Below are 20,773 nucleotides of genomic sequence, written 5' to 3'. Positions count from 1 at the left end.
TTATGATGTGTTGACATTTTATGTCGAACTGTGTTCATGCACGGGCAATTGCACATCAGGGATATCCATGCTTCGCTATGTACTTGCAGCCACGCTCTGCCTTGCCAGTATTTTTGCATTCGCTACCGACGACCAGAAATCGGGCCAACTGGAAAATGGCCTGCACTATGTGATCGAACACAATGCCAATCCTGCCGGCAAGGTGGAATTGCGCCTGGTAGTGAAAACCGGCTCGCGCGATGAGCTGGACGATGAGCGCGGTATCGCCCATCTGGTGGAGCATATGGCATTCCGCCGCACCACACACTTTGGCGAGGGCGAGATCAACCGTTTCCTCAATAGTCAGGGCATGCGCTGGGGCAATGACAGCAATGCGTGGACATCGTGGGAAGACACCACCTATATGCTGTCCACCGGCAAGGATGGGCTGCAGCAAGGCGTGCAGTTGATGGCGGATTGGGCCGGCGGGGTGACATTCCATGCGGTAGATCTGGCGCTGGAGCGTCGTATCGTGCAGGACGAAATGCGCTTGCGCTCTGCCGACACACGCCTCCTCATGGACTGGAGCGACGCGATCTATCCGGAGCGCGAATATAGCAACCGCATGCCGATCGGCGAGGAAGCGTCGATCAATGGCTTGCCGCTGGACCGGGTGGCGGCGTTTTACCGCCGCAATTATGTGGCACCGCGCATGACCATGATCGTGGTTGGCGATATCGAACCGGCTCAGGTGGAAGAACTGGTGCGGGCCCAATTTGCCGGCGTGGCTGCGGGGCCATTGCCCGCTCCGTGGCCGGTGGCGGTACCGCAAAAAGGGACAGCACTCTTTACCAATGACCAGGCACGCGCGCTTCAGCGTTCGCAAGTGGGCTGGTACTGGATCGAATACTGGGACGGCATCGCCACCGAGGCCGGCATGCAGCGTGATTGGCAACACCAGTTGCTGCTGGTCTTGCTGCAACGCCGTTTGCAAAGCCAGACCTTTGCCAGTTTCGACAATCCGCGCTGGATGAGCGATAACAATGTGTCGCATGCGCAGTTGCGTGGCCTGCAAGTGGACCCCAAGCCCGGGCAGACATTGGCGGCGCTGGAAGCGCTCAGAACCGAAATCGAGCGTGCACGGCGCATCGGTTTTTCCAGCGAGGAGGTGGCCGAAGCACAGCGCGTGCTGACCGGCCTGCTCGAAACCCAGGTTCGCCAGCCGCAGCAGCAGGCAGCGCGTGCGCAGGCATTGGCAGCGTCTGCCGGGTCTGGTGTGGTCGCCGATACGCCAGCGCAAAGCCTGGCCCGCTTCAAACGCTATTTGCCCCTGCTGGATGCAGAGCGCGAAAAACAATTGCTGGACGCAACGCTGATGCATGCCGCGCAACTGGTTACCGCCTTGCACTCGGTGGATGATGCTGCGGCTGATTTTGGCGTCGTCACCGATAGCGATATCAGCGCGATTGAAAACAGGGTACGCATCGCCACGCTGGCTGGCGGCCACAGGCAGCTCAAAGCGGCAAAATTGATGGCGGTCTTGCCCGAACCCGGGCACATCGTCAAAACAGACCTCCTTCCCGGTGGCGGCATCTGGACGCTGGGCAATGGCATGCAGGTGCGCTGGCAGGCGCCGCGCAACAGTAATGAAATGATCGGTATCGCCGCGATCGGCATCGGCGGGCTGGATGCATTGCCGAAAGACTTGCGGCTGGCCGGCGCAGCGTTGTCCGGTTATGACGTCAGGGTTGGTGCGGGCAAGCTGACTCGCCTGCAACTGGACGATGTGCTGGTCACTACATCGGTCAGTCTTGTGCTCAACGTGAACACGGATACGCACGGCTATCAGGGCAATACCGCGCCGGCCGAACTGGAAACCGCGCTGCAATTGCTCAACCTGCACATGCAGCCACTGCCGGAGGATACCGGCGCACGCTATGCGGCAGTTGGCAACGTGGCGAACAAGATGCAGCTGCGTGTTGATCATGCCGATATGCAGGCCTTTGGCGAAAACTGGCCATGGCGCAACTGGGAGGAATCTGACCTTAAAGCGCTGACCACCCGGCAGATTGCCGATGCGCAACGCGCGTTGTTCGGCAATCCGGCCGCGATCAGGGTCACGCTGACGGGGGTTGCCGATCCGGCTATTGTGGCACCGCTGGTTGCGCGCTACCTGGGTAGCCTGACTGCGGACACTGCCCGCCCGGCCTTGCTGCCCGTCAAGGCATCACCGGCTACCGGTGCGCATGTGGCCAGCTACGGCAGCGACAGTGAAGCGCGCTTCAACTGGCGCTTCGTGCAACCGCAGGCTGTGGACGCAGTTGCTTCCTGGCAGGCCGGCGCGCTGGCCGACATCATGCAGCAACGGCTGCTGTCCGCGCTGCGCTTTGACAGTGGCCATGCCTACACGCTGCTTGCCGGGGATGACGTGAGCCAGCAACGCGGCATGGTGCTGTCGGTATTTCATACCGGGCCGGTTTCGCAATGCCGCACCCTGGCGACCAGGGTGCTGGGCGAAATGCAGCGGCTGCAGCAGGAGGGTGTGACCGAGGCGGAAGTTATCGCCGCCCGGCAACGCATGCATCGCAGCGTGGCCGACGCACAGCAGGAGCCGGGCGCCTACGCACGCATGCTTGCCTTCCAGTGGCGCTACATGCCGGAGCGGTCCGCACCATGGCCGGATTTCGACCAGATCATCACACAGGACAGCATGCAGGCAGCGGCGCGCCGCTGGCTGGGGATCGATGGCAGCTACCTTGCCACGCGTGGTTGCGAGAAGTTCTGGGGCGATGACGGACTGAAAGGCCTGCTGGCCGGCAAGTAGCACGATTTTGCCGGCGGCCGTTTGCGCGTTGGCGTGCGCGGACATGTCACGCAGTTTTCATCTGCGGTTTTTATAGTGCCTGCTTTCCGAGCATTCCGAGAGCACCACGCCATGTCCGTTCCCAACCCGTTCAAACTGCTGCCTGCCCTCGTGCTGATCGCTGGTGGAGCCCAGGCCGCCAAGCCGTATTCGATCAAGCCGGTCGAGCATGCGGCAGTAGCCATGGTGGAGCGCTACGAGCTGCAGGTGCCGGCAAGCGAAAACGTGGCGTACAGCGGTGCATTCAAGAGCGCGTTCCCGGCGGGATTTCCGTATGCACCGGGTTCCGGCCTGGCTTTCCGCAAGGTGGACAAGGACGGCAGCCTGATTTTCTGGGGTGTGGGTGATCGTGGTCCCAACGGTGATGCGCCCAAGGTCCGGGCCGCTGACAAGAGCAGCATCGCCAAGGTATTCCCCAGCCCGGATTACGCACCCAGGCTGGCGGAAATCCGCGTGCAGCTGGCAGACAGGGTCAGTGTGGTGCGCAGCCTGCCTTTGCTGATCGATGGCGAAAAAGCCAGCGGCCTGCCGCTGACGCCTGGCAGCACCGGCGCGACTGGTGAAGTGGCGCTGTCCGATACGCTGGGCATGCTGGGCTACAACGCCCGCGGTATCGATCCGGAAGGGCTGGCGCTGGACAAGGCGGGCAACCTCTGGCTGGTGGATGAGTACGGCCCTTTCCTGGCCTACGTGGAAACGGCAACCGGCAAGGTCAGCAAGAAGCTGGCGCCAGGTGCGGGCCTGCCGGATATCCTCAGGTACCGCCAGCCCAACCGTGGCTTCGAGGGCGTGGCCGTCACACCCAATGGCAAGGTGTATGCGATGGTGCAATCCACGCTGGACGTGAATGGTGAAACGCGCAACCTGGCGCGCTTTACCCGTATCGTCGAGCTGGACCCGGCCAGCGGCGCCACGCGCCAGTTTGCCTACCCGATCGATGCGGATGTCTACAAGAAAACCGGTGATGCCAAGCTGGGCGATATCGTTGCCATCGACGACACGCACCTGCTGCTGATCGAACAGGGCAAGGGTGCGGACAAGAAGCTGCGCAACGTGCTGTACGTGATCGACATCGCCGGTGCGGACGACATCAGCGAGCGCAAGACCGCCGATGGCAAAGCGCTGGAATACGCAAAAGCCGATGAGCTGGCGGCCGTGAAGCTGATCCGCAAGCAGCGCGTGCTGGACCTGCGTGAGCTGGGCTGGCAGCCGGAGAAATCCGAAGGCCTGGCGCTGTTCGAGGGCGGCATCGCGGTGATCAACGACAACGATTTCGGCCTGAAGGCCAGCGTGGAAGGTGGCAGCGAGAAAGACCCGGAAGACAATACCGTCGAGGGCAGCAAATTGATTGGTGGTGGCAATTACGTGCTCAAGGCCAGCCAGGAGCCAACCGAGTTGTGGCTGCTGCACCTGAAGCAGCCGCTGAAGGCCTATTTCCCCAAATAAGCCCGACCACGGCCTGGCTGGCAGGTGCTTGCCGCACCGGTTCAGCCAGCAATTGCGTCAATTGCGCCATCAATCGTTGCTGCCGGCCCAGGTCATCGGGTAGCCCGGCCGGCATGGCTTGCCGGGTGCCTGTCAGCTGCTGTGCGCGCAGCCGTCCGTTGCCTTGGCGTACTCCAGCTTGGGATACCAACCGGTACCGCGGCCCTGCGGTGTGAGGTCCAGGAGGTTCCACAGCGGCATCGGGTCTGGCGCGCCACGTGGGTCCTGGCCGGGGTCGGCCGTGTACATGGCCATTTCTTCTCCCCAGAAATGCCGGATCACCCCGTCTTCGTCGCGGGTGAATACATTCAGTGCCGGCACGTCTTCGCCATCCGGGTGTTCATCGGCGTAATCTTGGTTGAAGCGGTTGCCTTCCGATGAATACAGCGGCAGGTGCAGCCAGCCACGTTCGCGTTTGAAGGCGGTCTGCCGCTCTATCGGAGCTCTGCCGATGACCGCGAAGCCCACCCGCTGCAGGATATCCGGTGCTTCGCCATCCCAGGCGGCCAGCAGGCAGGTGCACATCGGGCACGGCCGCTCCCGCCCGGGGCCGAACATCCAGTTGTAGGCGACCAGCGTGGGGTGATCGCCAAACAGCTGCGACAGCCGCACGGGGCCGTGCTCGCCCTGGAACAGGTAATCTTCCGGCACCACGCCACCGGGCGGCATCGTGCGCCGCTGTGCAGCAACACGTTCCAGTTGCCGCCGCAGTTCAATTTCCTGTTCCAGCAAGGCATTGCGCGCGGCGCGGTAGGCCGGGCTTTCACCCGGAAAACGGCGCGGCGATTGCGCCAGCTGATGTGCGGGTATCAATGCAGGTGCGTCACTCATGGGAAACCTCCTTGGTGGTGCTTGCAACGGTGGGGTGAAAGCGCAAGATGGGCCTTGGCGCGCGGCCTGCCGTGAACGCAGGGGATGGCGGTTCGAGGAGGCCGGGGCGCGCAGCGTTCCATCGCCTGGCCAGGCGGCGTGTTGCCAACTGATCCGCTGTTCAATCCTTGCCCGAGAACAAGCCGTGGCGGCGATGCCAGTCCGCCAGCGATTCGTCCGGCCACTTCTGGCAATGCACATGGCCTGCGCCATCCGGCACGTCCACCCACGGTGCCACGTAGGCCAGCGCCGCTTCGACCACCTCCGGCGGCCTGGGTAGCGGGGTATCGATCGCGGATGCGTGCGGGTGCACCAGCTCGGGCCAGCGTGGATCCCACAACCACAGTGCGCTGCCGCACAGGCTGCAGAAATGCCGCTCCGCCGGCGAGCGGGTGGCGCGCTTGCCCGGCTCGCGCATCACCGCGTGGTAGATGGCCAGGTGTTTTTTGCCACGCACTTTCAGCGTGGTGGCGTCTGCCCCCAGGTTGATGGCATAGCCACCGCCGCCGGCTGTCTTGCGGCAGATGCTGCAGTGGCAATGCATGAAAGGCACCGGGGATGATGCCTCCACGCTGAAGTGAACCGCGCCGCAATGGCAAGAACCTTCCAGATGCATGATCGCTACCTGAGGAAACCGGGGGTGACGATGATGCTACTGCGCAGCCGATGGCATGTCGATTTACCGGCGGCGCGATTGCGCGTGCATTTTCCCCTCGGATTTTGGCGTAGCTGGTTTATATGCCGCGGCAGCACAAGACGGTGTTTGCGCGGGCCTCCAGCTGCGCCGGCCGTGTCTTGCAGGGGCAATAAGCACAACGCGGGCCGCTACAAAGTAGGCAGCGTGCCGGCACCGGGCGCTCTAAGCTGCAACAAAGCCCCTTCAGGAGAGAAAACCCATGAAAGCCGTGCGCATACATGAATATGGTGACCGCAGCGTGTTGCAGGTGGAAGAAGCCGTACTGCCGGAAATCGGTGCCGATGATGTGCTGATCCGCGTGGTGGCCACCTCGGTCAACCCGGTGGACTGGAAAATCCGCGAAGGGCATCTGAAAGAGATGATCCCCTACGAATTGCCGCTGACGCTGGGCTGGGATGTATCCGGCGTGATCGAGGCCGTGGGCGAGAATGCCACGCAGTTTGCCGTGGGCGAGGCGGTGTTCTCGCGCCCGGACATCAAGCGCAACGGCACCTACGCGGAATACGTGGCAGTGCGCGCCAGTGAAATCGCACTCAAGCCCCGCACCATTTCGCATGTGGAAGCGGCATCGCTACCGCTGGCGGGTATTGCCGCGTGGGATGCCATCATCAAGGTGGGCAAGGTGACTGCAGGGCAGCGGGTGTTGATCCATGCGGCATCTGGCGGCGTGGGATCGCTGGCAGTGCAACTGGCCAAGGTACGTGGCGCGCATGTGATTGCCACCACCTCCGCGGCCAATGTGAACCTGGTGACCAGCCTGGGCGCGGACGAGGTGATCGATTACCGCAGTACCGCCTTCCAGGAGGTGGTGCGCGATATCGATCTGGTCTTCGATACGCTGGGGGGCGAAGTGCAGCAGCATTCATGGTCGGTACTCAAGCCCGGCGGCCTGCTTGTATCCATCTACAGCCCGCCGTCGGCGGAACTGGCTGCACAGCACGGCGTGCGCAGCGCTTTCATATTCATCGAGCCCGATGCCGCGGTATTGGCCGAGTTGGCCGCATTGGTGGATAACGGTCACCTGCGCCCGGTGGTCGGCGCCGAATTCGCGTTGAAGGACCTGGCTGCGGCACACGAATATTCCGAATCCGGCCGGGCCATCGGCAAGATCGCCATCTACGTCGGGCAGCCCTAGCAAATGTACTTGTCAGCCGCTAAGGGATAGCAGCAGCTTTCATCTGTCATGACTTGCGGCTATCTTGTAAGGGCTGCTCATCATCTTTGCCCAACTGGAGTAACACATGCACAAACCGTTTGTCATTTCCGCACTGCTGGCCGCCATGCTCGCCGCTGCACCTGCCATCGCTGCCGATGCCGCCAAGGCACCCGATGAAGTGATCGCCGTCGCCGACGGCGCCAAGATCTCCGCCAAGATCGAATCGATCGATCCGGCTACGCGCGTGGTTACGCTGGTGCAGCCCAACGGCGAAATCCTCGAAGCGCAGATCGACAAGAAGGTAAAGAACTTCGACCAGCTCAAAGTGGGCGACGTGGTTTCGGTGAAGGTCAACCAGGCTGTTGCCGTTGCGCTGCTCAAGGGCCAGGCCGGTATCCGCAAGAGCGTGGAAGGTGAAGGCACCACCAAGGCTGGCGCAGGTGAAAGCCCGTCCACCACCAAGGTGCAGACTGAAACCATCACCGCTGACGTGCTGGGCGTGGACAAGCAAAAGGGCCTGCTGAAGGTCAAGGGCCCGAAAAACCGCATCGTGACCACCAAGGTGAAGAACAAGGCCTTGCTCAAGGATGTGGAAGTGGGCGACCAGATCCAGGTCAGCTACCGCCGTGCGGTTGCGGTCTGGGTTGAAGTGCCTGCCGCCAAGTAAGCACATTGCGTGGCCGGCAGCCGCCTGCGCTGCCGATGCATGACTGCAACGGCAGCGATGTGAATCGCTGCCGTTTGTCTACCCGGCGTATAATCCGCCACATGAATCCGCCTATCCCTGTTTCCGCACCGCCGGTGCCCGAATTCAAGACGCTGGAAGATTTTGTGGGCAACACGCCGCTGGTCAAGCTCAAGCGTCTGCCCGGCAATACTTCCAATACCATCCTCGTCAAGCTCGAAGGCAACAATCCTGCGGGTTCGGTGAAAGACCGGCCTGCGCTGAGCATGATCCGCCATGCCGAAGCGCGCGGCACCATCAAGCCCGGTGATACGCTGATCGAGGCCACCAGTGGCAATACCGGCATCGCGCTCGCCATGGCTGCTTCGATGATGGGTTACCGCATGGTGTTGATCATGCCGGCCAATTCCAGCCTGGAACGCGTGCAGACCATGAAGGCGTTTGGTGCCGAGGTGATCCTGGTCGAGGGCATGGAAGTAGCGCGTGATCTGGCCGAAACCATGGTGAAAGAAGGCAAGGGCACGGTGCTCGATCAGTTTGCCAACCCGGATAACCCGCTCGCGCATTACGAAACCACCGGCCCGGAAATCTGGCGCGATACCGCCGGCACCATCACGCATTTCGTTTCCAGCATGGGCACTACCGGCACCATCATGGGCACCGGGCGCTACCTGAAGGAAGTGAAGCCCGCAGTGGAAATCGTCGGTGTGCAACCGATGGATGGCGCCAGCATTCCCGGCATCCGCAAGTGGCCGGCAGAGTATGTGCCCAGCATCTGCGATTTCAGCAAGATAGACCGCGTGCTGGAAGTGAACCAGCAGGACGCCGAGGAAATGACCCGGCGCCTGGCACGTGAAGAAGGCATTTTTGCCGGTATTTCATCCGGTGGCGCACTGGCGGCGGCGCTTGAATTGTCGAAGCAGGTCGAGAATGCGGTGATCGTGTCCATCGTCTGCGACCGTGGCGACCGTTATCTGTCCACCGGCGTCTTCCCGGCATGACCCTGATCGACCTGCTGGGTCTGGCTGCCGGGGTGTGCACCACGGCGGCGTTTGTACCGCAGGTGCTGATGGTGTGGCGCACGCGCTCGGCGCGGGATATTTCGCTGGGCATGTACGGGCTGTTTGTAACCGGTGTGGCATTGTGGCTGGTTTATGGTGTGCTGGCCGGCGCCATGCCGGTGATGGTCGCCAACGGCGTCACGCTGCTGCTGGCCAGCGCAGTGCTGCTGATGAAGTTGCGCTTTGACCGCGCTGCCCGGTTGCTGGAGGCGGAAATGCAGCAGCTCACCGCCAGGGTGGCAGACACTTTTGAAACGGACCGAGCGCCATGACCCCGGTAGACCTGCATTGCCATTCCAATGTTTCCGATGGCCTGTTGCCGCCACGCGAGGTCGTGCGCGTGGCCGCCGAACGCGGCTGCAAGATGCTGGCGCTGACTGATCACGACGATACACGCGGCCTGGCCGATGCCGAGGATGAGGCCACCCGGCGCGGCGTACAGTTCATCAATGGTGTCGAGGTATCGGTCAGCTGGGGCAAGCACACCCTGCATATCGTCGGCCTGGGGTTCGATCGTGATCACCCGGCCATGGTGGCAGGGCTGTCGACCGTGCGCGCCGGCCGCTTCGAGCGTGCAGAGCGCATGAGTGCTTCGCTGGCCAAGGTGGGCATAGAGGGTGCGCTCGAAGGCGCGCAAAAGCACGCGGACAACCCGGAAATCCTCAGCCGCACGCACTTTGCGCGCTTCCTGGTGGAAACCGGCCGCGCCAAGGATACCAAGAGCGTGTTCCACAAATTCCTGATCCGCGGCAAGCCCGGCTACGTGGAGCATGAATGGGCGCGCCTGCACGACGCAGTGGACTGGATACGCGCGGCCGGCGGGGTGGCGGTGCTGGCCCATCCGGCGCGCTACGATATGGGCAATGAAACCATGCGCGTGCTGCTGACCGAGTTCAAACGGCTGGGGGGCGAGGCCATCGAGGTCGTTTCCGGCGTGCACGGTGTGCACGAAGCGGCACGATTTGGCCGGCTGGCCGAAGAGTTCGGCTATCTGGCGTCCAGCGGTACCGATTTTCACGCAACCGGCGAGGGCGCGCGCGACCCTGGCCTGAATCCCGATCTGCCCATGGGCTGTACGCCCGTATGGCAACGCTGGCTGGAGGCCGCATGACACGTCCCTTCGTGAGTTTGTACATCGCCACCTCGCTGGATGGCCAGATTGCCGGCCGCGATGGCGGGCTGGACTGGTTGCCGCAAGTGGCGGCAAACGGTGAGGACTATGGCTACAACGCCTTCTACGCCGGCGTGGATGCGCTGGTGATGGGGCGCTCCACCTACGTGCAGGCGGCCGGCATGGGCGATTGGCCGTATGCGGGCAAACCGTCTTATGTGTATACGCACAAGGAAATCAACACCGGCCGCGACGATATCTTCTGCACCGATGTGCCGGCTGCGCAACTGCTCGACGAGTTGCAGGCTGCTGGCCACCGCAAAGTGTGGCTGGTGGGCGGTGCGAATACCGCGCGGCAATGGCTGCAGGCACGGCTGGTGGATGAAATCATCCTGACCCTGGTACCGGTGATCCTGGGCGAGGGCATTCCGCTGTTTTCCAGTTTGCCGCCGCTGCGGCTCAAGCTGGCGGACAGCCGTGCCTACCCGGACGGCCTGGTGCAGCTGCATTACCTGAAACCTGACTGAAACCCGGAGGGGCATCGTTTGTCGCAGTTTTTTGCCATACACCCGGAAACCCCGCAGGCCCGGCTGATCAAGCAGGCGGTGGAGATCATCCGCAAGGGCGGGCTGGTGGTTTACCCGACCGACTCCTGTTATGCGCTGGGCTGCCAGCTGGACAACAAGGACGCGCTCGAGCGTATCAAGCGCATCCGCAAGCTGGACGACAAGCACCATTTCACGCTGGTCTGCCACGATCTGTCGCAGCTTGGCCAGTACGCACAGGTGGATAACCGCACCTATCGCATGCTCAAGGCCGCCACGCCCGGCAGCTATACCTTCATCCTGCGTGCCACCAAGGATGTGCCACGCCGCGTGTGGCACCCGAAGAAACAGACCGTCGGCCTGCGCGTGCCCGATCACCCGGTGGTGCTGGCGTTGCTGGAAGAGCTGGGTGAGCCTTTGCTGTCGAGCACGCTGTTGCTGCCCGATGAAACCGACCCGCTGACCGATGCGTGGAGCATCCGCGAGCGGCTGGAGCATGAGGTTGATCTGGTGATCGACGGCGGCTTCTGTGGTGTGGACCCCACCACGGTGGTGGATCTGTCCGAAGATTACCCGCATGTATTGCGTCAGGGCTGTGGCTCGCTCGCGCCATTCGGCCTTTGACCCCGAACACTGAAACAGGAAGCAATATGGGTGGTTTTGACCTGAGTACTTTCATCCAGACTGTGTGCATCTGGGCGCTGCCGGTGATTTTTGCCATTACCGTGCATGAAGCTGCACACGGTTATGTGGCACGTTATTTCGGCGACGATACCGCCTGGAAAATGGGCCGCATTTCGCTCAATCCGCTCAGGCATATCGATCCGATCGGAACCGTTGCGTTGCCGCTGTTTTTGCTGGCCGTTGGTGGGTTCCTGTTTGGCTACGCGAAGCCGGTGCCGGTGAATTTCGGTCGTTTACGCAATCCCAAACGGGACGGCATGTGGGTAGCGGCAGCAGGGCCTGCCTCGAACTTCGTGATGGCGGTGATCTGGGTTTTGTTGATCCGTCTCGCGATTTCGATGGACGGGTTTGAATTGCAGCAGGCAATGGTGAAGATGGGGCAGGCCGGTGTTTCCATCAATCTGTCGCTGATGGTGCTCAACCTGTTGCCCCTGCCACCGCTGGATGGCAGCAAGATATTGATGTCGTTGCTGCCTTACAAACAGGCTGTTGCGTTATCGCGCATAGAACCGTATGGCTTCTTTATACTGTTGGCACTATTGGCAACCGGGGTGCTGGAAGTCATCATGTCGCCGCTCTTGCAGATTGCCGCAACGCCACTGGCCTGGTTGCTGGGCTGAACCTCATACTACTTACAAGAAATAATCAAGGATTAACACCATGTTCCCCGATCGCGTTCTCTCCGGCATGCGCCCGACCGGCAAGCTGCACCTCGGTCACTATCACGGCGTACTGAAGAACTGGGTCAAGCTGCAAAGCGAATACGAGTGCCTGTTCATGGTGGCCGACTGGCATGCGCTTACCACCAGCTATGACGATGTGAGCATCATCGAGAAAAGCGTGTGGGACATGGTGATCGACTGGGTGGCCGCCGGGGTGGACCCGGCACAATCGGCGATCTTCATCCAGAGCCGCGTGCCCGAGCACGCTGAGCTGCACCTGTTGCTGTCGATGATGACGCCGCTGTCGTGGCTCGAGCGCGTGCCCACCTACAAGGACCAGATCGACAAGCTGTCGCACAAGGATCTGGGCATGTACGGCTTCCTGGGCTACCCGGTGCTGATGAGCGCAGACATCCTGCTGTATCGCGGCAATCTGGTGCCGGTGGGCGAGGATCAGGTGCCGCATCTGGAAATCACCCGTGAAATTGCCCGGCGCTTCAACCACCTGTACGGCAAGGAAGTGGGTTTTGAAGACAAGGCCCAGGCTGCGATCAAGAAAATGGGTGGCAAGAAGGGCAAGCTTTACCAGGAGCTGCGCACGCGCTATCAGCAGGGTGGTGATGTGGAAGCGCTGGAAGCCGGCCGTGCATTGCTGGCTGACGCGCAGAATCTCAGCCACGGTGATACCGAGCGCCTGTTTGGCTACTTGGAAGGCGGCGGCAAGATGATCCTGCCGGAATGCCAGCCGCTGCTGACTGCCGCATCGCGCATGCCGGGGCTGGATGGGCAGAAGATGTCCAAGTCCTATGGCAACACGATTTCGCTGCGTGAAGACGCCGATACCGTCGCCAAGAAAATCAAGGTGATGCCGACCGACCCGGCACGCGTGCGCCGCAACGATCCGGGTGATCCGGAAAAATGCCCGGTATGGCAGCTGCACCAGGTGTATTCGGACGACAGCACCCGCAACTGGGTGGTAGAAGGCTGCAAGACCGCCGGTATCGGCTGTATAGAGTGCAAGACACCGGTAATCGAAGCGGTGCTTGCAGAGCAGAAGCCGATGTTCGAACGTGCGCAGCCCTACCTGGAAGACCCGACGCTGATCAAGAACATCGTGGCTGATGGCTGTGAGCGCGCGCGCGAGCTGGCGCGCGAAACCATGCGCGACGTGCGCGAGGCGATGGGGCTGGGTTACAACTGATCCCCGCATTGATCCGGTATGGATGCGATACGGGCCGGGGGTGCTGCAATGGCGCCCCCGGCGCGCGCCGGTTAATAATGCCTGTTCGCTGCGTCGGCGCCGCTTTACCATCCAGTCATGTTTGACACCGGCATTTCCAGGAGTACGTGATGCGTGACACCTTGTTTCCGATTGCCCTGATCGTGGTCGGCGCCGGTTGGCTGGTCAGTGAACTGCATTTGCTGCCCGAAGCCAACTGGATCGTCATTTTCGGCCTGATTGCGGCTGGCCTTGGCGTGCTGGCCGTGGAGGGTATCAACCGCTCCAGCATCGTGACCGGCCCGCTGCTGATCGCTGGTGGCGTGCTCACTTTCGTGCACGAGCGCACTGGTGCCGGCTGGAGCGTGCTGATCCCGGTGCTGCTGATGCTGTGGGGGTTGCTGCTGCTGGTTGCCCGCCTGCCGGCCATTCCGGAGCGCAGCCGCGCCAAGCGGGGGCCACTGCCCGGGCGCTGGGCCGACGATGACCGCAACGACGCATGAGCGAACTGGCCGAGCCGCTGGCTGAAGCCAGCCCGGCGGTGCCGGCCATCCTTGCCCATGTGCTGGGCGAGCCGGTCAGCGAGCTGCCCCTCGACCTGTATATCCCGCCCGATGCCCTGCGGGTACTGCTCGAATCTTTCGAGGGCCCGCTGGACCTGCTGCTCTACCTGATCCGCAAGCAGAATCTCGATATCCTCGATATCCCCATGGCGGAGGTCACCCGTCAGTACATGGTGTACGTGGAGGCGATGAAAACCAGCCAGCTGGAACTCGCCGCCGAATACCTGCTGATGGCGGCGGTGCTGATCGAGATCAAATCGCGGCTGCTGCTGCCGCGCCCTACCCACGCGCAGGATGACGAGCACGATCCGCGTGCCGAGCTGGTGCGCCGCCTGCTCGAATACGAGCAGATCAAGCTGGCCGCGTTCGAGCTGGATCAGCTGCCGCAGGCCGGGCGTGATTTCCAGCTGGTGGCGGTGCTGTTCGAGCGCGACATGATCGTGCAATTGCCGGAAGTGAAAGCGGCCGATCTGCGCGCCGCGTGGCAGGCCATCCTGGCACGCGCCAAGCGCAACCAGCACCACAAGATTGCCACCAGCGCGCTATCGGTACGCGAGCAGATGTCGTCGATTCTGAAGCTGTTGAAAGACGGCCGCTTTGCACGCTTCGAAACGCTGTTCGACCTCACGCAGGGGGTACCGCTGCTGGTGGTTACCTTCAGTGCGGTGCTCGAACTGGTGAAGGAAAAATACATCATCGTCAGCCAGGATGAGGGCTTCGTACCCATCTACGTGCGGCTGACGAGCGCCGAAGAATCCATTGAAGCCATTCCGCTGCCATGAGTGACGCCAAATATACCGACCGCGAGCTTGCACATATCCGCAAGGTGATCGAAACCGCGTTGCTCACCGCGCAGGATGCGTTACCGGTGATCACCCTCAAGCGGCTGTTTGCCGACGAGCCGCCGGCCAGCGTACTCAATGATCAGCTGGAAGCGCTGCAGGGCGAGTGGGGCGGCAAGGGCGTGGAACTGGTGCGGCTGGCCTCCGGCTGGCGTTTCCGCGCGCGGCTGGAAATGCAGCCCTACCTGGACCGGCTGCAGCCGGAAAAGCCGCCGCGCTATTCGCGCGCGGTGATGGAAACGCTGGCCATCGTGGCCTACCGCCAGCCGGTAACGCGTGGCGAGATCGAGGAAATCCGCGGGGTGACGGTATCGAGCGCCATCGTGCAGACCTTGAAAGAGCGCGGCTGGCTGGAGGTGCTGGGCCACAAGGATGTGCCGGGCCGGCCGGAACTGCTGGGCACCACCGCGCAATTCCTTGATGACCTGGGCCTGGCAAAGCTGGGCGAATTGCCGCCGCTGATGGAATTGCAGGGGCTGGTCTTGCCTGAAACAGCGACGGAATAAGCCATTTGCAGGGCTATGTGAATTTATAAGAATTTTCTTTTGTATCAGGCGTTTGTCTGATCGTAGCAACAGCTTGCTGACGGCCGTCAGCATTGAAGTGTGCAATTGTGCCATTGCGCTAGAATCCATCTGCTTGACCATGTTTGGGTGACGTAAATTACTGCAATGCAGCAATTTGCCGCTTATTTCGTCTGGTCCACCAAACCTGCTCGGGTAATTCAAAAAATGCGGCGCGAAGCGGTCCTACACCGTTCATCGTTACCGTCAAAAAAGATGATGGAAGAGGAGATTGGCGGCATGTTGAAATTGATCGTGGTTTATATCCATTTGCTCACCACCTGTATTGCACTGGCAGCCGTGCTGAAAGCGGACCGGCGCTTGTGGCACTGGCGCGAGAAAGCGCTGGATGGCCCGCGGCTGGCCTATATCCGTACCACGCAGGGCACCGCTTCATTTACATTGGGCATACTCTGGATTACCGGTGCGGCGTTGATTGCTTTGGGCTGTATTCAGGATGGCATGCATTACCTCGATAACCCCAAGCTATGGATGAAAGTGACGGTGGTGATTGCATTGACTGCCAACGGCTGGCTATTGCATTCGGTGGCGTTTCCACATCTGCAAAGGCGCATTGCATTTGTGGATCTGCCATTGCCTGATCGCGCCAAGCTGGCAGTAATGGGCGGTGTATCGGCAACGTGCTGGCTTTTTGCCGCTTTCCTGGGTATTGCCCGCTCGTGGAACCAGGTGCTGCCTTATTCACAGATACTGCTGATTTTTGCCAGCCTGCTGTCCTTGGCGACATGCGGCGCGCTGCTGGTGGCCGTTGTGATCGGTCGCAAGGCCAATGTGGAGTGGTTGTCGCAAGGCGAAACGGCAAGCGGCGGCATCTGAACCCGGTCGGTGAATGTTAGACAGATGTTTCGTTGAGGGGTGACCGGGTGGCTGCGGTAAAATGCGCGGCATGAACCTTCATCTTGTCATCCCCCACGCAGACTGGCCCGATCATGCAACACGTGCTGCCATCGTCAAGGTGCTGGCTGCCCCGGCGCTGAACCGCTTGCTGGGCCGTGGTGCTGCGCGCAGGTCTGCGCCTGCCACCCCCCATGCAGTACTGGCGCGTGATTTTGCCGTCGCCGAACTGGCTGTGGCGCCGCTGACGCTGCAACTGGATGCCCCTGCCGAGGAGGCCGGTTACTGGCTGCGTGCCGATCCCGTGCACCTGCGGCCGGACCGCGATCAACTGGTGATGCTCGACTCACGCGCGTTCGAACTTACGCAGGCAGAAGCGGATGGCCTGTGTGATGGCCTCAACCACATCTTTGCCGAAGACGGTTTCCGTTTTCTGGCGGCCACGCCGTATCGCTGGTATCTGCGCCTGCCCGCCGATCCGCACCTGCTGTTCACGCCGTTCGACGATGCGCTGGGCCGCGATATCGATAGCCTGCTGCCGCAAGGCGCCACAGCGCTACGTTGGCACAAGTTGCTCAATGAAATGCAGATGTGCATGTACGGCCACAAGGTGAATGATGCGCGGGTGGCAGCGGGCAAAACCGCGGTCAACAGCGTGTGGCCCTGGGGTGGCGGCATGTTTCCGCCTGCAGCGCGGGCTGTAGCCCCGCAAGCACGGGTTTACGCCGATGATGCGGTGCTGGCGGCATTGACGCAGATGGCTGGTGCAGCGGTGCAGCCATTGCCGGCATCCATCGCGGATGTGCAGCAGGATGCCTATGTGCTGCTGCCGCAGCTGCGTAGCGGTGCGCTGTATGGTGATGCGCAGGCCTGGTACGCCGGCTGGCAGCAACTGGAAACCGATTGGCTGGCGCCGGCGCTTGCCATGCTGCAATCGGGCAGGCTGGCCAGCCTGCGGCTGAGTTTTCCGGAACTGGGGCGTGATGTCACGGTGACCAAAGGCCAGCTATGGCATTTCTGGCGTGGCAACCGCTGGCCGTGGGAGATTTGACATGTCGATGATACGCAGCCGCAACGTGCCGGCAGAATTGAACCGGCAACTGATGGCATCCGGGCTGTCGGCGCTGGAAGCGCGGCTGTATGCCGCACGCGGCATTGCATCGCCCACCGAGCTGGAGCACGAACTCAAGCACCTGATTCCGCCCGACCAGATGAAGGGCGCCGCTGCGGCGGCAATCCGCCTTGCCGATGCCATTGCCGCGAGCGAGCGCATCCTGATCGTGGCCGACTACGATGCGGATGGCGCTACCGCGTGTTCCGTGGCGATGAAGGGCCTGGGCATGCTGGGCGCCACCGTCGATTTCGTGGTGCCCAACCGCTTTGAATATGGCTACGGGCTGACGCCGGAAATCGTGGCACTGGCAGCACAGAAATCGCCAGACCTGATCGTGACGGTGGATAACGGCATTGCCAGCGTGGCTGGTGTGGCAGCGGCGAAGGCGCGCGGCATCGAGGTGCTGGTGACCGATCACCATTTGCCCGGCGATACCTTGCCCGATTGCCTGATCGTCAACCCCAACCAGCCAGGCTGCACCTTCCCCAGCAAGAACCTGGCTGGCTGCGGCGTGATGTTCTACGTGTTGCTGGCATTGCGCGCCGAGCTGCGCCGTCGCGATGCTTTTGCCGGCCAGGCCGAACCCAACCTTGCCGTGCTGCTGGATCTGGTTGCGCTGGGCACGGTGGCCGATGTGGTCAGGCTGGACAGCAATAACCGCATCCTGGTCGAGCAGGGCTTGAAGCGCATGCGCGCCGGCCGCGCCAGCCCCGGCGTGGCCGCGTTGTTTACCGCTGCGGGGCGCAATGCCGCCAAGGCCAGTTGCTTTGACCTGGGCTTCACGCTGGGCCCGCGGCTCAATGCCGCAGGCCGGCTCGATGACATGAGCCTAGGCATTGCCTGCCTGCTGTCCGGCAGCGAAGAGGCGGCAATGCCGCTGGCGCGCGAGCTGGACCAGATGAACCGCGCACGCCGCGAGATCGAAGCCGGCATGCGCGAGGAAGCCGAAACCGCGCTGTTGTCGATTGCGGTCGATGATTGCTTCAGCATTGCGCTGTACCGCGCCGACTGGCACCAGGGCGTGGTGGGCATCGTGGCATCGCGGGTGAAGGACAAATTCCATCGGCCCACCATCGTGTTTGCCGATGGCGGCGAGGATGAAATCAAGGGCTCGGGGCGCTCTATTCCCGGCCTGCACCTGCGCGATGCGCTTGATCTGGTATCCAAGCGCCACCCCGATCTGATCGCGAAGTTTGGGGGGCATGCAATGGCCGCCGGCCTGAGCTTGCGCAGCGCGGACTTCGCCCGCTTCCAGCGTGCATTCGAAGCCGTGTGCCGCGAGTTGATGGACGAAGCCGCACTTACGCACGTGATCGAGACGGATGGCGAATTGCCAGCGGATGCGCTCAGCTTTGCCACCGCCGAGCGCATCGAGTCGCAGGTATGGGGGCAGGGCTTCCCGGCGCCACGCTTCGAGGGCACTTTCCGCGTGCTGGAGCAGCGCATCGTGGGCGAGCGCCACCTGCGGCTGAAGCTTGCCAACGAGTTTGGCCAGCAGATCGCCGCAATGCGTTTCCAACATGCCGATCCGCTGCCCGCCACCATCCGCGCGGTGTACAGCCTTGGCATCAATGAATTCCGCGGCGAGCGCGCATTGCAGTTGCTGATCGATTATTGCGACGACAAGGCGGCGTGAAGCACCCCGCTGGCTGGACTGCACGGGCAAGCGCGGCGGTGTTTTTTGCCGTGGCGGGTACGACTTAATGCCAACGTGCTGCCAGCAGTCATCTGCGCAGTGTACAGTCAGCATATCGACAAGCCATGGCGGCGCATCGGCGCTGACCGTGGCGATATAAAAAGAGAGGACGACAATGCGCTGGATGATCTTGCCGGGCATGCTGCTTGCGGGTGCTGCCCACGCAGCCTTGCTGACCCCTACAGAGGCGGAAGCGCTGGGTGATCGCGTCTGCAAGCCGGCGCAGCACGGCATGCTCGATTGCCAGACGGTGGCGCCGCCACAGGTGGCGGAACCCAATCCGTCCGATCCCAAGCAATTGAAGCCGACCGACTTCGGTGAAAGCATCCCTGCCACATCGATGGTGGCGGATGCACCGATGAAACCCACCATGGATGCAATCCCGGAAAAGCTGGCCGGCAATAGCGTGAAGATCGGCTGGGACATGGGCTACGGCACCACCGCCGAATACTGGGAAGTCTGGGATAACGGCGTGATGCGGCTGCGCAGCCAGGACTTTACCCAACGGCCGCTGGCCGATGGGGGTGTGGGCGGCGTCAAGATCATGGCGACCCAGAGTGGCGTGGCCACCATCGATGAGTTGACCGCCGGTCGGCACGCACTGCTGGTGCGCTTGTGCAATACCATCACCCCGCAGGGCAAGCGCAGCGACAAACCGGCATGTACCAGCATCAGCGGGCAAACCTGGGTGGCAGGCCAAGGCGCGGATGCCGAGGGCAACAAGCCGGATGCGCCACAGATCGACTGGTTGCCCAGCGTGACCACTGGCGAAGCCATCGATCTGGCGTGGAACATGTGGTGGGGCAACCCGGGGCGCTACTGGCAGGTGCTGGATAACGGTGCCGTGCTGCTGGAATCTGCAGCGTTCGAGGTGAGCGATGCGCATAGCCAGTCCGGCCGCGTGAGTGTGGCCGGCCTGATGCCGGGCAAGCATGCGCTGAGCATCAAACTGTGTACCGCGCTCGATTGCGCAGAGAGTGCGGCCGGCAATGTGGAAGTCATCATCCCCAACAGCACGCCGCTGCCGCCCAATCTGGCACTGCAAGCCACTACCGTGGACGGCTGGGTGGTGGGCTGGAGTCTGCCGCGCTATGCCAGCAGCAAGAAACCCGGCCATTGGCAATGGCTTGATCCTGAATCCGGCGCAGCATTCGGCAAGGTGCAAACAGCGATTCGCGAATGCATGGCGCCTGATGCGATCACGCCCAAAACCCGCGTGGCCAGCTGGTGTGGTGAAGGGCGCGTCGCAAGGCTGGATCTTGCCGGGGATTTGGCGGTGCGCGTTTGCCAGGGGGAAGTCTGCACGGAAAGCACCGGTTTTTCGCCGGATGAAGCAGAGGCGGCGGCCAGCCAGCCCAAGGGCGATACGCTGAGCCGGCAATGACCCGGCAGGTATTTGTCTATGGCACGCTCAAGCGTGGCTATAGCAATCATCACTGGCTGGAGGGTGCGCATTTCCTCGGGCATGCGCACACCACGGCACGTTATGCGCTGTACGCGGTGAGCTACCCGTTCTTGTCCGATGATCTGGCGCTATATCCGGTCGAGGGCGAGCTGTATGCGGTGAGCGATGCCGGCTTGCTGCGGCTGGATGTGCTCGAGCAACATCCGGACGATTATTGCCGTCGGGAAATTACCGTGCAGCTCGCCAGCGGCGATCAGGCGGTCGCCTGGGCATATTTCCATCCGGCCCCGCAGGGCAAACTGCTGGCAGCAGGGGTGTATCTGGAAGAGAGGACAGCAATCTGAGCGCAGCACCCATCGTGTCAGCCGGAACCGGATGGCTGATGTGCGTGATCTGATCTAAGTTTGACCCATATCGGGCCAGCAGGCCCAGCGCCAAGGAGAACCACATGGATACCAGCAAGCACGATTTGCCCGCATTGTTCGGCCAGCTTGGCCTCGCCAACGATCCGGCAGAGATCGCCCTTTTCCTGCATGAGCACCGCATCGGGCCGGGCGATGATCTGGCACAGGCACCGTTCTGGAGTGATCACCAGGCAGCTTTTCTTGCCGAAGGGGTGGACAAGGATGCGGAGTGGGCCGAAGTGATCGACGAACTGGCCGCACGCCTGTCGCATTGAAGCGCCATCCATCTCGCCAAACATGAACAGCCCCGCAAG

Annotated in this window: 22 protein-coding genes; 20 read left to right on the top strand and 2 right to left on the bottom strand. The window is 62.1% G+C overall.

The annotated features are described in order from the left end of the window. Nucleotides 1-67: 67 nt before the first annotated feature. Nucleotides 68-2,803, top strand: coding sequence for a M16 family metallopeptidase (locus IGB42_RS06295; RefSeq protein WP_159668596.1), 2,736 nt, complete (start codon nt 68-70; stop codon nt 2,801-2,803). 111 nt (nt 2,804-2,914) lie between these two features. Beyond that, on the top strand, nt 2,915-4,288 hold the full coding sequence (locus IGB42_RS06290; protein ID WP_159668593.1) for an esterase-like activity of phytase family protein: 1,374 nt from the start codon (nt 2,915-2,917) through the stop codon (nt 4,286-4,288). A 132-nt stretch (nt 4,289-4,420) separates the two neighbouring features. Here the strand turns inward: IGB42_RS06290 and IGB42_RS06285 are convergent, their stop codons facing one another. Both IGB42_RS06285 and IGB42_RS06280 read right to left on the bottom strand, forming a co-directional pair. Beyond that, complete coding sequence (locus IGB42_RS06285; protein WP_159668590.1) at nt 4,421-5,158, bottom strand: DUF899 family protein; 738 nt, start codon at nt 5,156-5,158, stop codon at nt 4,421-4,423. Between the two features lie 160 nt (nt 5,159-5,318). Then, nucleotides 5,319-5,741 carry a GFA family protein gene (locus tag IGB42_RS06280; protein ID WP_201799842.1) on the bottom strand — a complete coding sequence of 141 codons (423 nt, stop codon included), beginning with the start codon at nt 5,739-5,741 and terminating at the stop codon, nt 5,319-5,321. A 352-nt stretch (nt 5,742-6,093) separates the two neighbouring features. Between IGB42_RS06280 and IGB42_RS06275 the strand changes: the two genes are divergently transcribed. The 18 genes from IGB42_RS06275 to IGB42_RS06190 all read left to right on the top strand — a co-directional run bounded on the left by IGB42_RS06275 (nt 6,094) and on the right by IGB42_RS06190 (nt 20,734). Then, on the top strand, nt 6,094-7,029 hold the full coding sequence (locus IGB42_RS06275) for an NADP-dependent oxidoreductase (protein WP_159668583.1): 936 nt from the start codon (nt 6,094-6,096) through the stop codon (nt 7,027-7,029). A gap of 106 nt (nt 7,030-7,135) precedes the next feature. Continuing rightward, nucleotides 7,136-7,717: a hypothetical protein gene (locus IGB42_RS06270; RefSeq protein WP_159668580.1), complete on the top strand. Its 582-nt coding sequence runs from the start codon at nt 7,136-7,138 to the stop codon at nt 7,715-7,717. Between the two features lie 101 nt (nt 7,718-7,818). Next, nucleotides 7,819-8,736, top strand: a complete 918-nt coding sequence (cysM, locus tag IGB42_RS06265; RefSeq protein ID WP_159668577.1) for a cysteine synthase CysM — start codon at nt 7,819-7,821, stop codon at nt 8,734-8,736. Further along, nucleotides 8,733-9,068, top strand: a complete 336-nt coding sequence (locus IGB42_RS06260) for a SemiSWEET transporter (protein ID WP_159668574.1) — start codon at nt 8,733-8,735, stop codon at nt 9,066-9,068. Before cysM ends, IGB42_RS06260 begins: the two co-directional genes overlap by 4 nt. Beyond that, on the top strand, nt 9,065-9,907 hold the full coding sequence (locus IGB42_RS06255) for a 3',5'-nucleoside bisphosphate phosphatase (protein ID WP_159668571.1): 843 nt from the start codon (nt 9,065-9,067) through the stop codon (nt 9,905-9,907). The genes IGB42_RS06260 and IGB42_RS06255 overlap by 4 nt, the downstream gene beginning before the upstream one ends. Beyond that, entirely contained in the window at nt 9,904-10,434 is a 531-nt protein-coding gene (locus IGB42_RS06250) for a dihydrofolate reductase family protein (RefSeq protein ID WP_159668568.1), read from the top strand. The genes IGB42_RS06255 and IGB42_RS06250 overlap by 4 nt, the downstream gene beginning before the upstream one ends. A gap of 18 nt (nt 10,435-10,452) precedes the next feature. Further along, on the top strand, nt 10,453-11,076 hold the full coding sequence (locus IGB42_RS06245; RefSeq protein WP_159668565.1) for an L-threonylcarbamoyladenylate synthase: 624 nt from the start codon (nt 10,453-10,455) through the stop codon (nt 11,074-11,076). 26 nt (nt 11,077-11,102) lie between these two features. Beyond that, the gene (locus IGB42_RS06240) at nt 11,103-11,756 is read left to right on the top strand and encodes a site-2 protease family protein (RefSeq protein ID WP_159668562.1); all 654 of its coding nucleotides are present in this window, start codon (nt 11,103-11,105) and stop codon (nt 11,754-11,756) included. Between the two features lie 40 nt (nt 11,757-11,796). Continuing rightward, the gene (locus tag IGB42_RS06235; RefSeq protein WP_159668559.1) at nt 11,797-12,999 is read left to right on the top strand and encodes a tryptophan--tRNA ligase; all 1,203 of its coding nucleotides are present in this window, start codon (nt 11,797-11,799) and stop codon (nt 12,997-12,999) included. Nucleotides 13,000-13,148: 149 nt separating this feature from the next. Further along, complete coding sequence (locus IGB42_RS06230) at nt 13,149-13,520, top strand: hypothetical protein (protein ID WP_159668556.1); 372 nt, start codon at nt 13,149-13,151, stop codon at nt 13,518-13,520. Beyond that, nucleotides 13,517-14,362, top strand: coding sequence for a ScpA family protein (locus IGB42_RS06225; protein WP_159668553.1), 846 nt, complete (start codon nt 13,517-13,519; stop codon nt 14,360-14,362). The genes IGB42_RS06230 and IGB42_RS06225 overlap by 4 nt, the downstream gene beginning before the upstream one ends. Continuing rightward, nucleotides 14,359-14,928 (top strand): SMC-Scp complex subunit ScpB, encoded by a 570-nt coding sequence (gene scpB / locus IGB42_RS06220; RefSeq protein WP_159668550.1) that lies wholly within the window; start codon nt 14,359-14,361, stop codon nt 14,926-14,928. Before IGB42_RS06225 ends, scpB begins: the two co-directional genes overlap by 4 nt. Nucleotides 14,929-15,225: 297 nt before the next feature. Continuing rightward, a complete protein-coding gene (locus IGB42_RS06215) occupies nt 15,226-15,822 on the top strand; it encodes a hypothetical protein (protein ID WP_201799841.1) in 597 nt (198 codons plus the stop codon). A gap of 70 nt (nt 15,823-15,892) precedes the next feature. Further along, the gene (locus tag IGB42_RS06210; protein WP_159668547.1) at nt 15,893-16,891 is read left to right on the top strand and encodes a hypothetical protein; all 999 of its coding nucleotides are present in this window, start codon (nt 15,893-15,895) and stop codon (nt 16,889-16,891) included. Between the two features lies 1 nt (nt 16,892). Then, a complete protein-coding gene (recJ, locus tag IGB42_RS06205) occupies nt 16,893-18,590 on the top strand; it encodes a single-stranded-DNA-specific exonuclease RecJ (protein ID WP_159668544.1) in 1,698 nt (565 codons plus the stop codon). A gap of 175 nt (nt 18,591-18,765) precedes the next feature. Beyond that, entirely contained in the window at nt 18,766-20,034 is a 1,269-nt protein-coding gene (locus tag IGB42_RS06200) for a chitinase N-terminal domain-containing protein (protein WP_159668540.1), read from the top strand. Continuing rightward, on the top strand, nt 20,031-20,399 hold the full coding sequence (locus IGB42_RS06195) for a gamma-glutamylcyclotransferase (protein WP_159668537.1): 369 nt from the start codon (nt 20,031-20,033) through the stop codon (nt 20,397-20,399). Before IGB42_RS06200 ends, IGB42_RS06195 begins: the two co-directional genes overlap by 4 nt. A 104-nt stretch (nt 20,400-20,503) precedes the next feature. Further along, nucleotides 20,504-20,734 carry a DUF2789 domain-containing protein gene (locus IGB42_RS06190; RefSeq protein WP_159668534.1) on the top strand — a complete coding sequence of 77 codons (231 nt, stop codon included), beginning with the start codon at nt 20,504-20,506 and terminating at the stop codon, nt 20,732-20,734. Nucleotides 20,735-20,773 lie beyond the last annotated feature (39 nt).

The organism is Andreprevotia sp. IGB-42, from assembly GCF_009848685.1.
In the GTDB taxonomy this organism is placed as follows: domain Bacteria; phylum Pseudomonadota; class Gammaproteobacteria; order Burkholderiales; family Chitinibacteraceae; genus Andreprevotia.
Note: the sequence above shows the minus strand (reverse complement) of the source record. Positions and strands in the feature narration are given on the sequence as shown.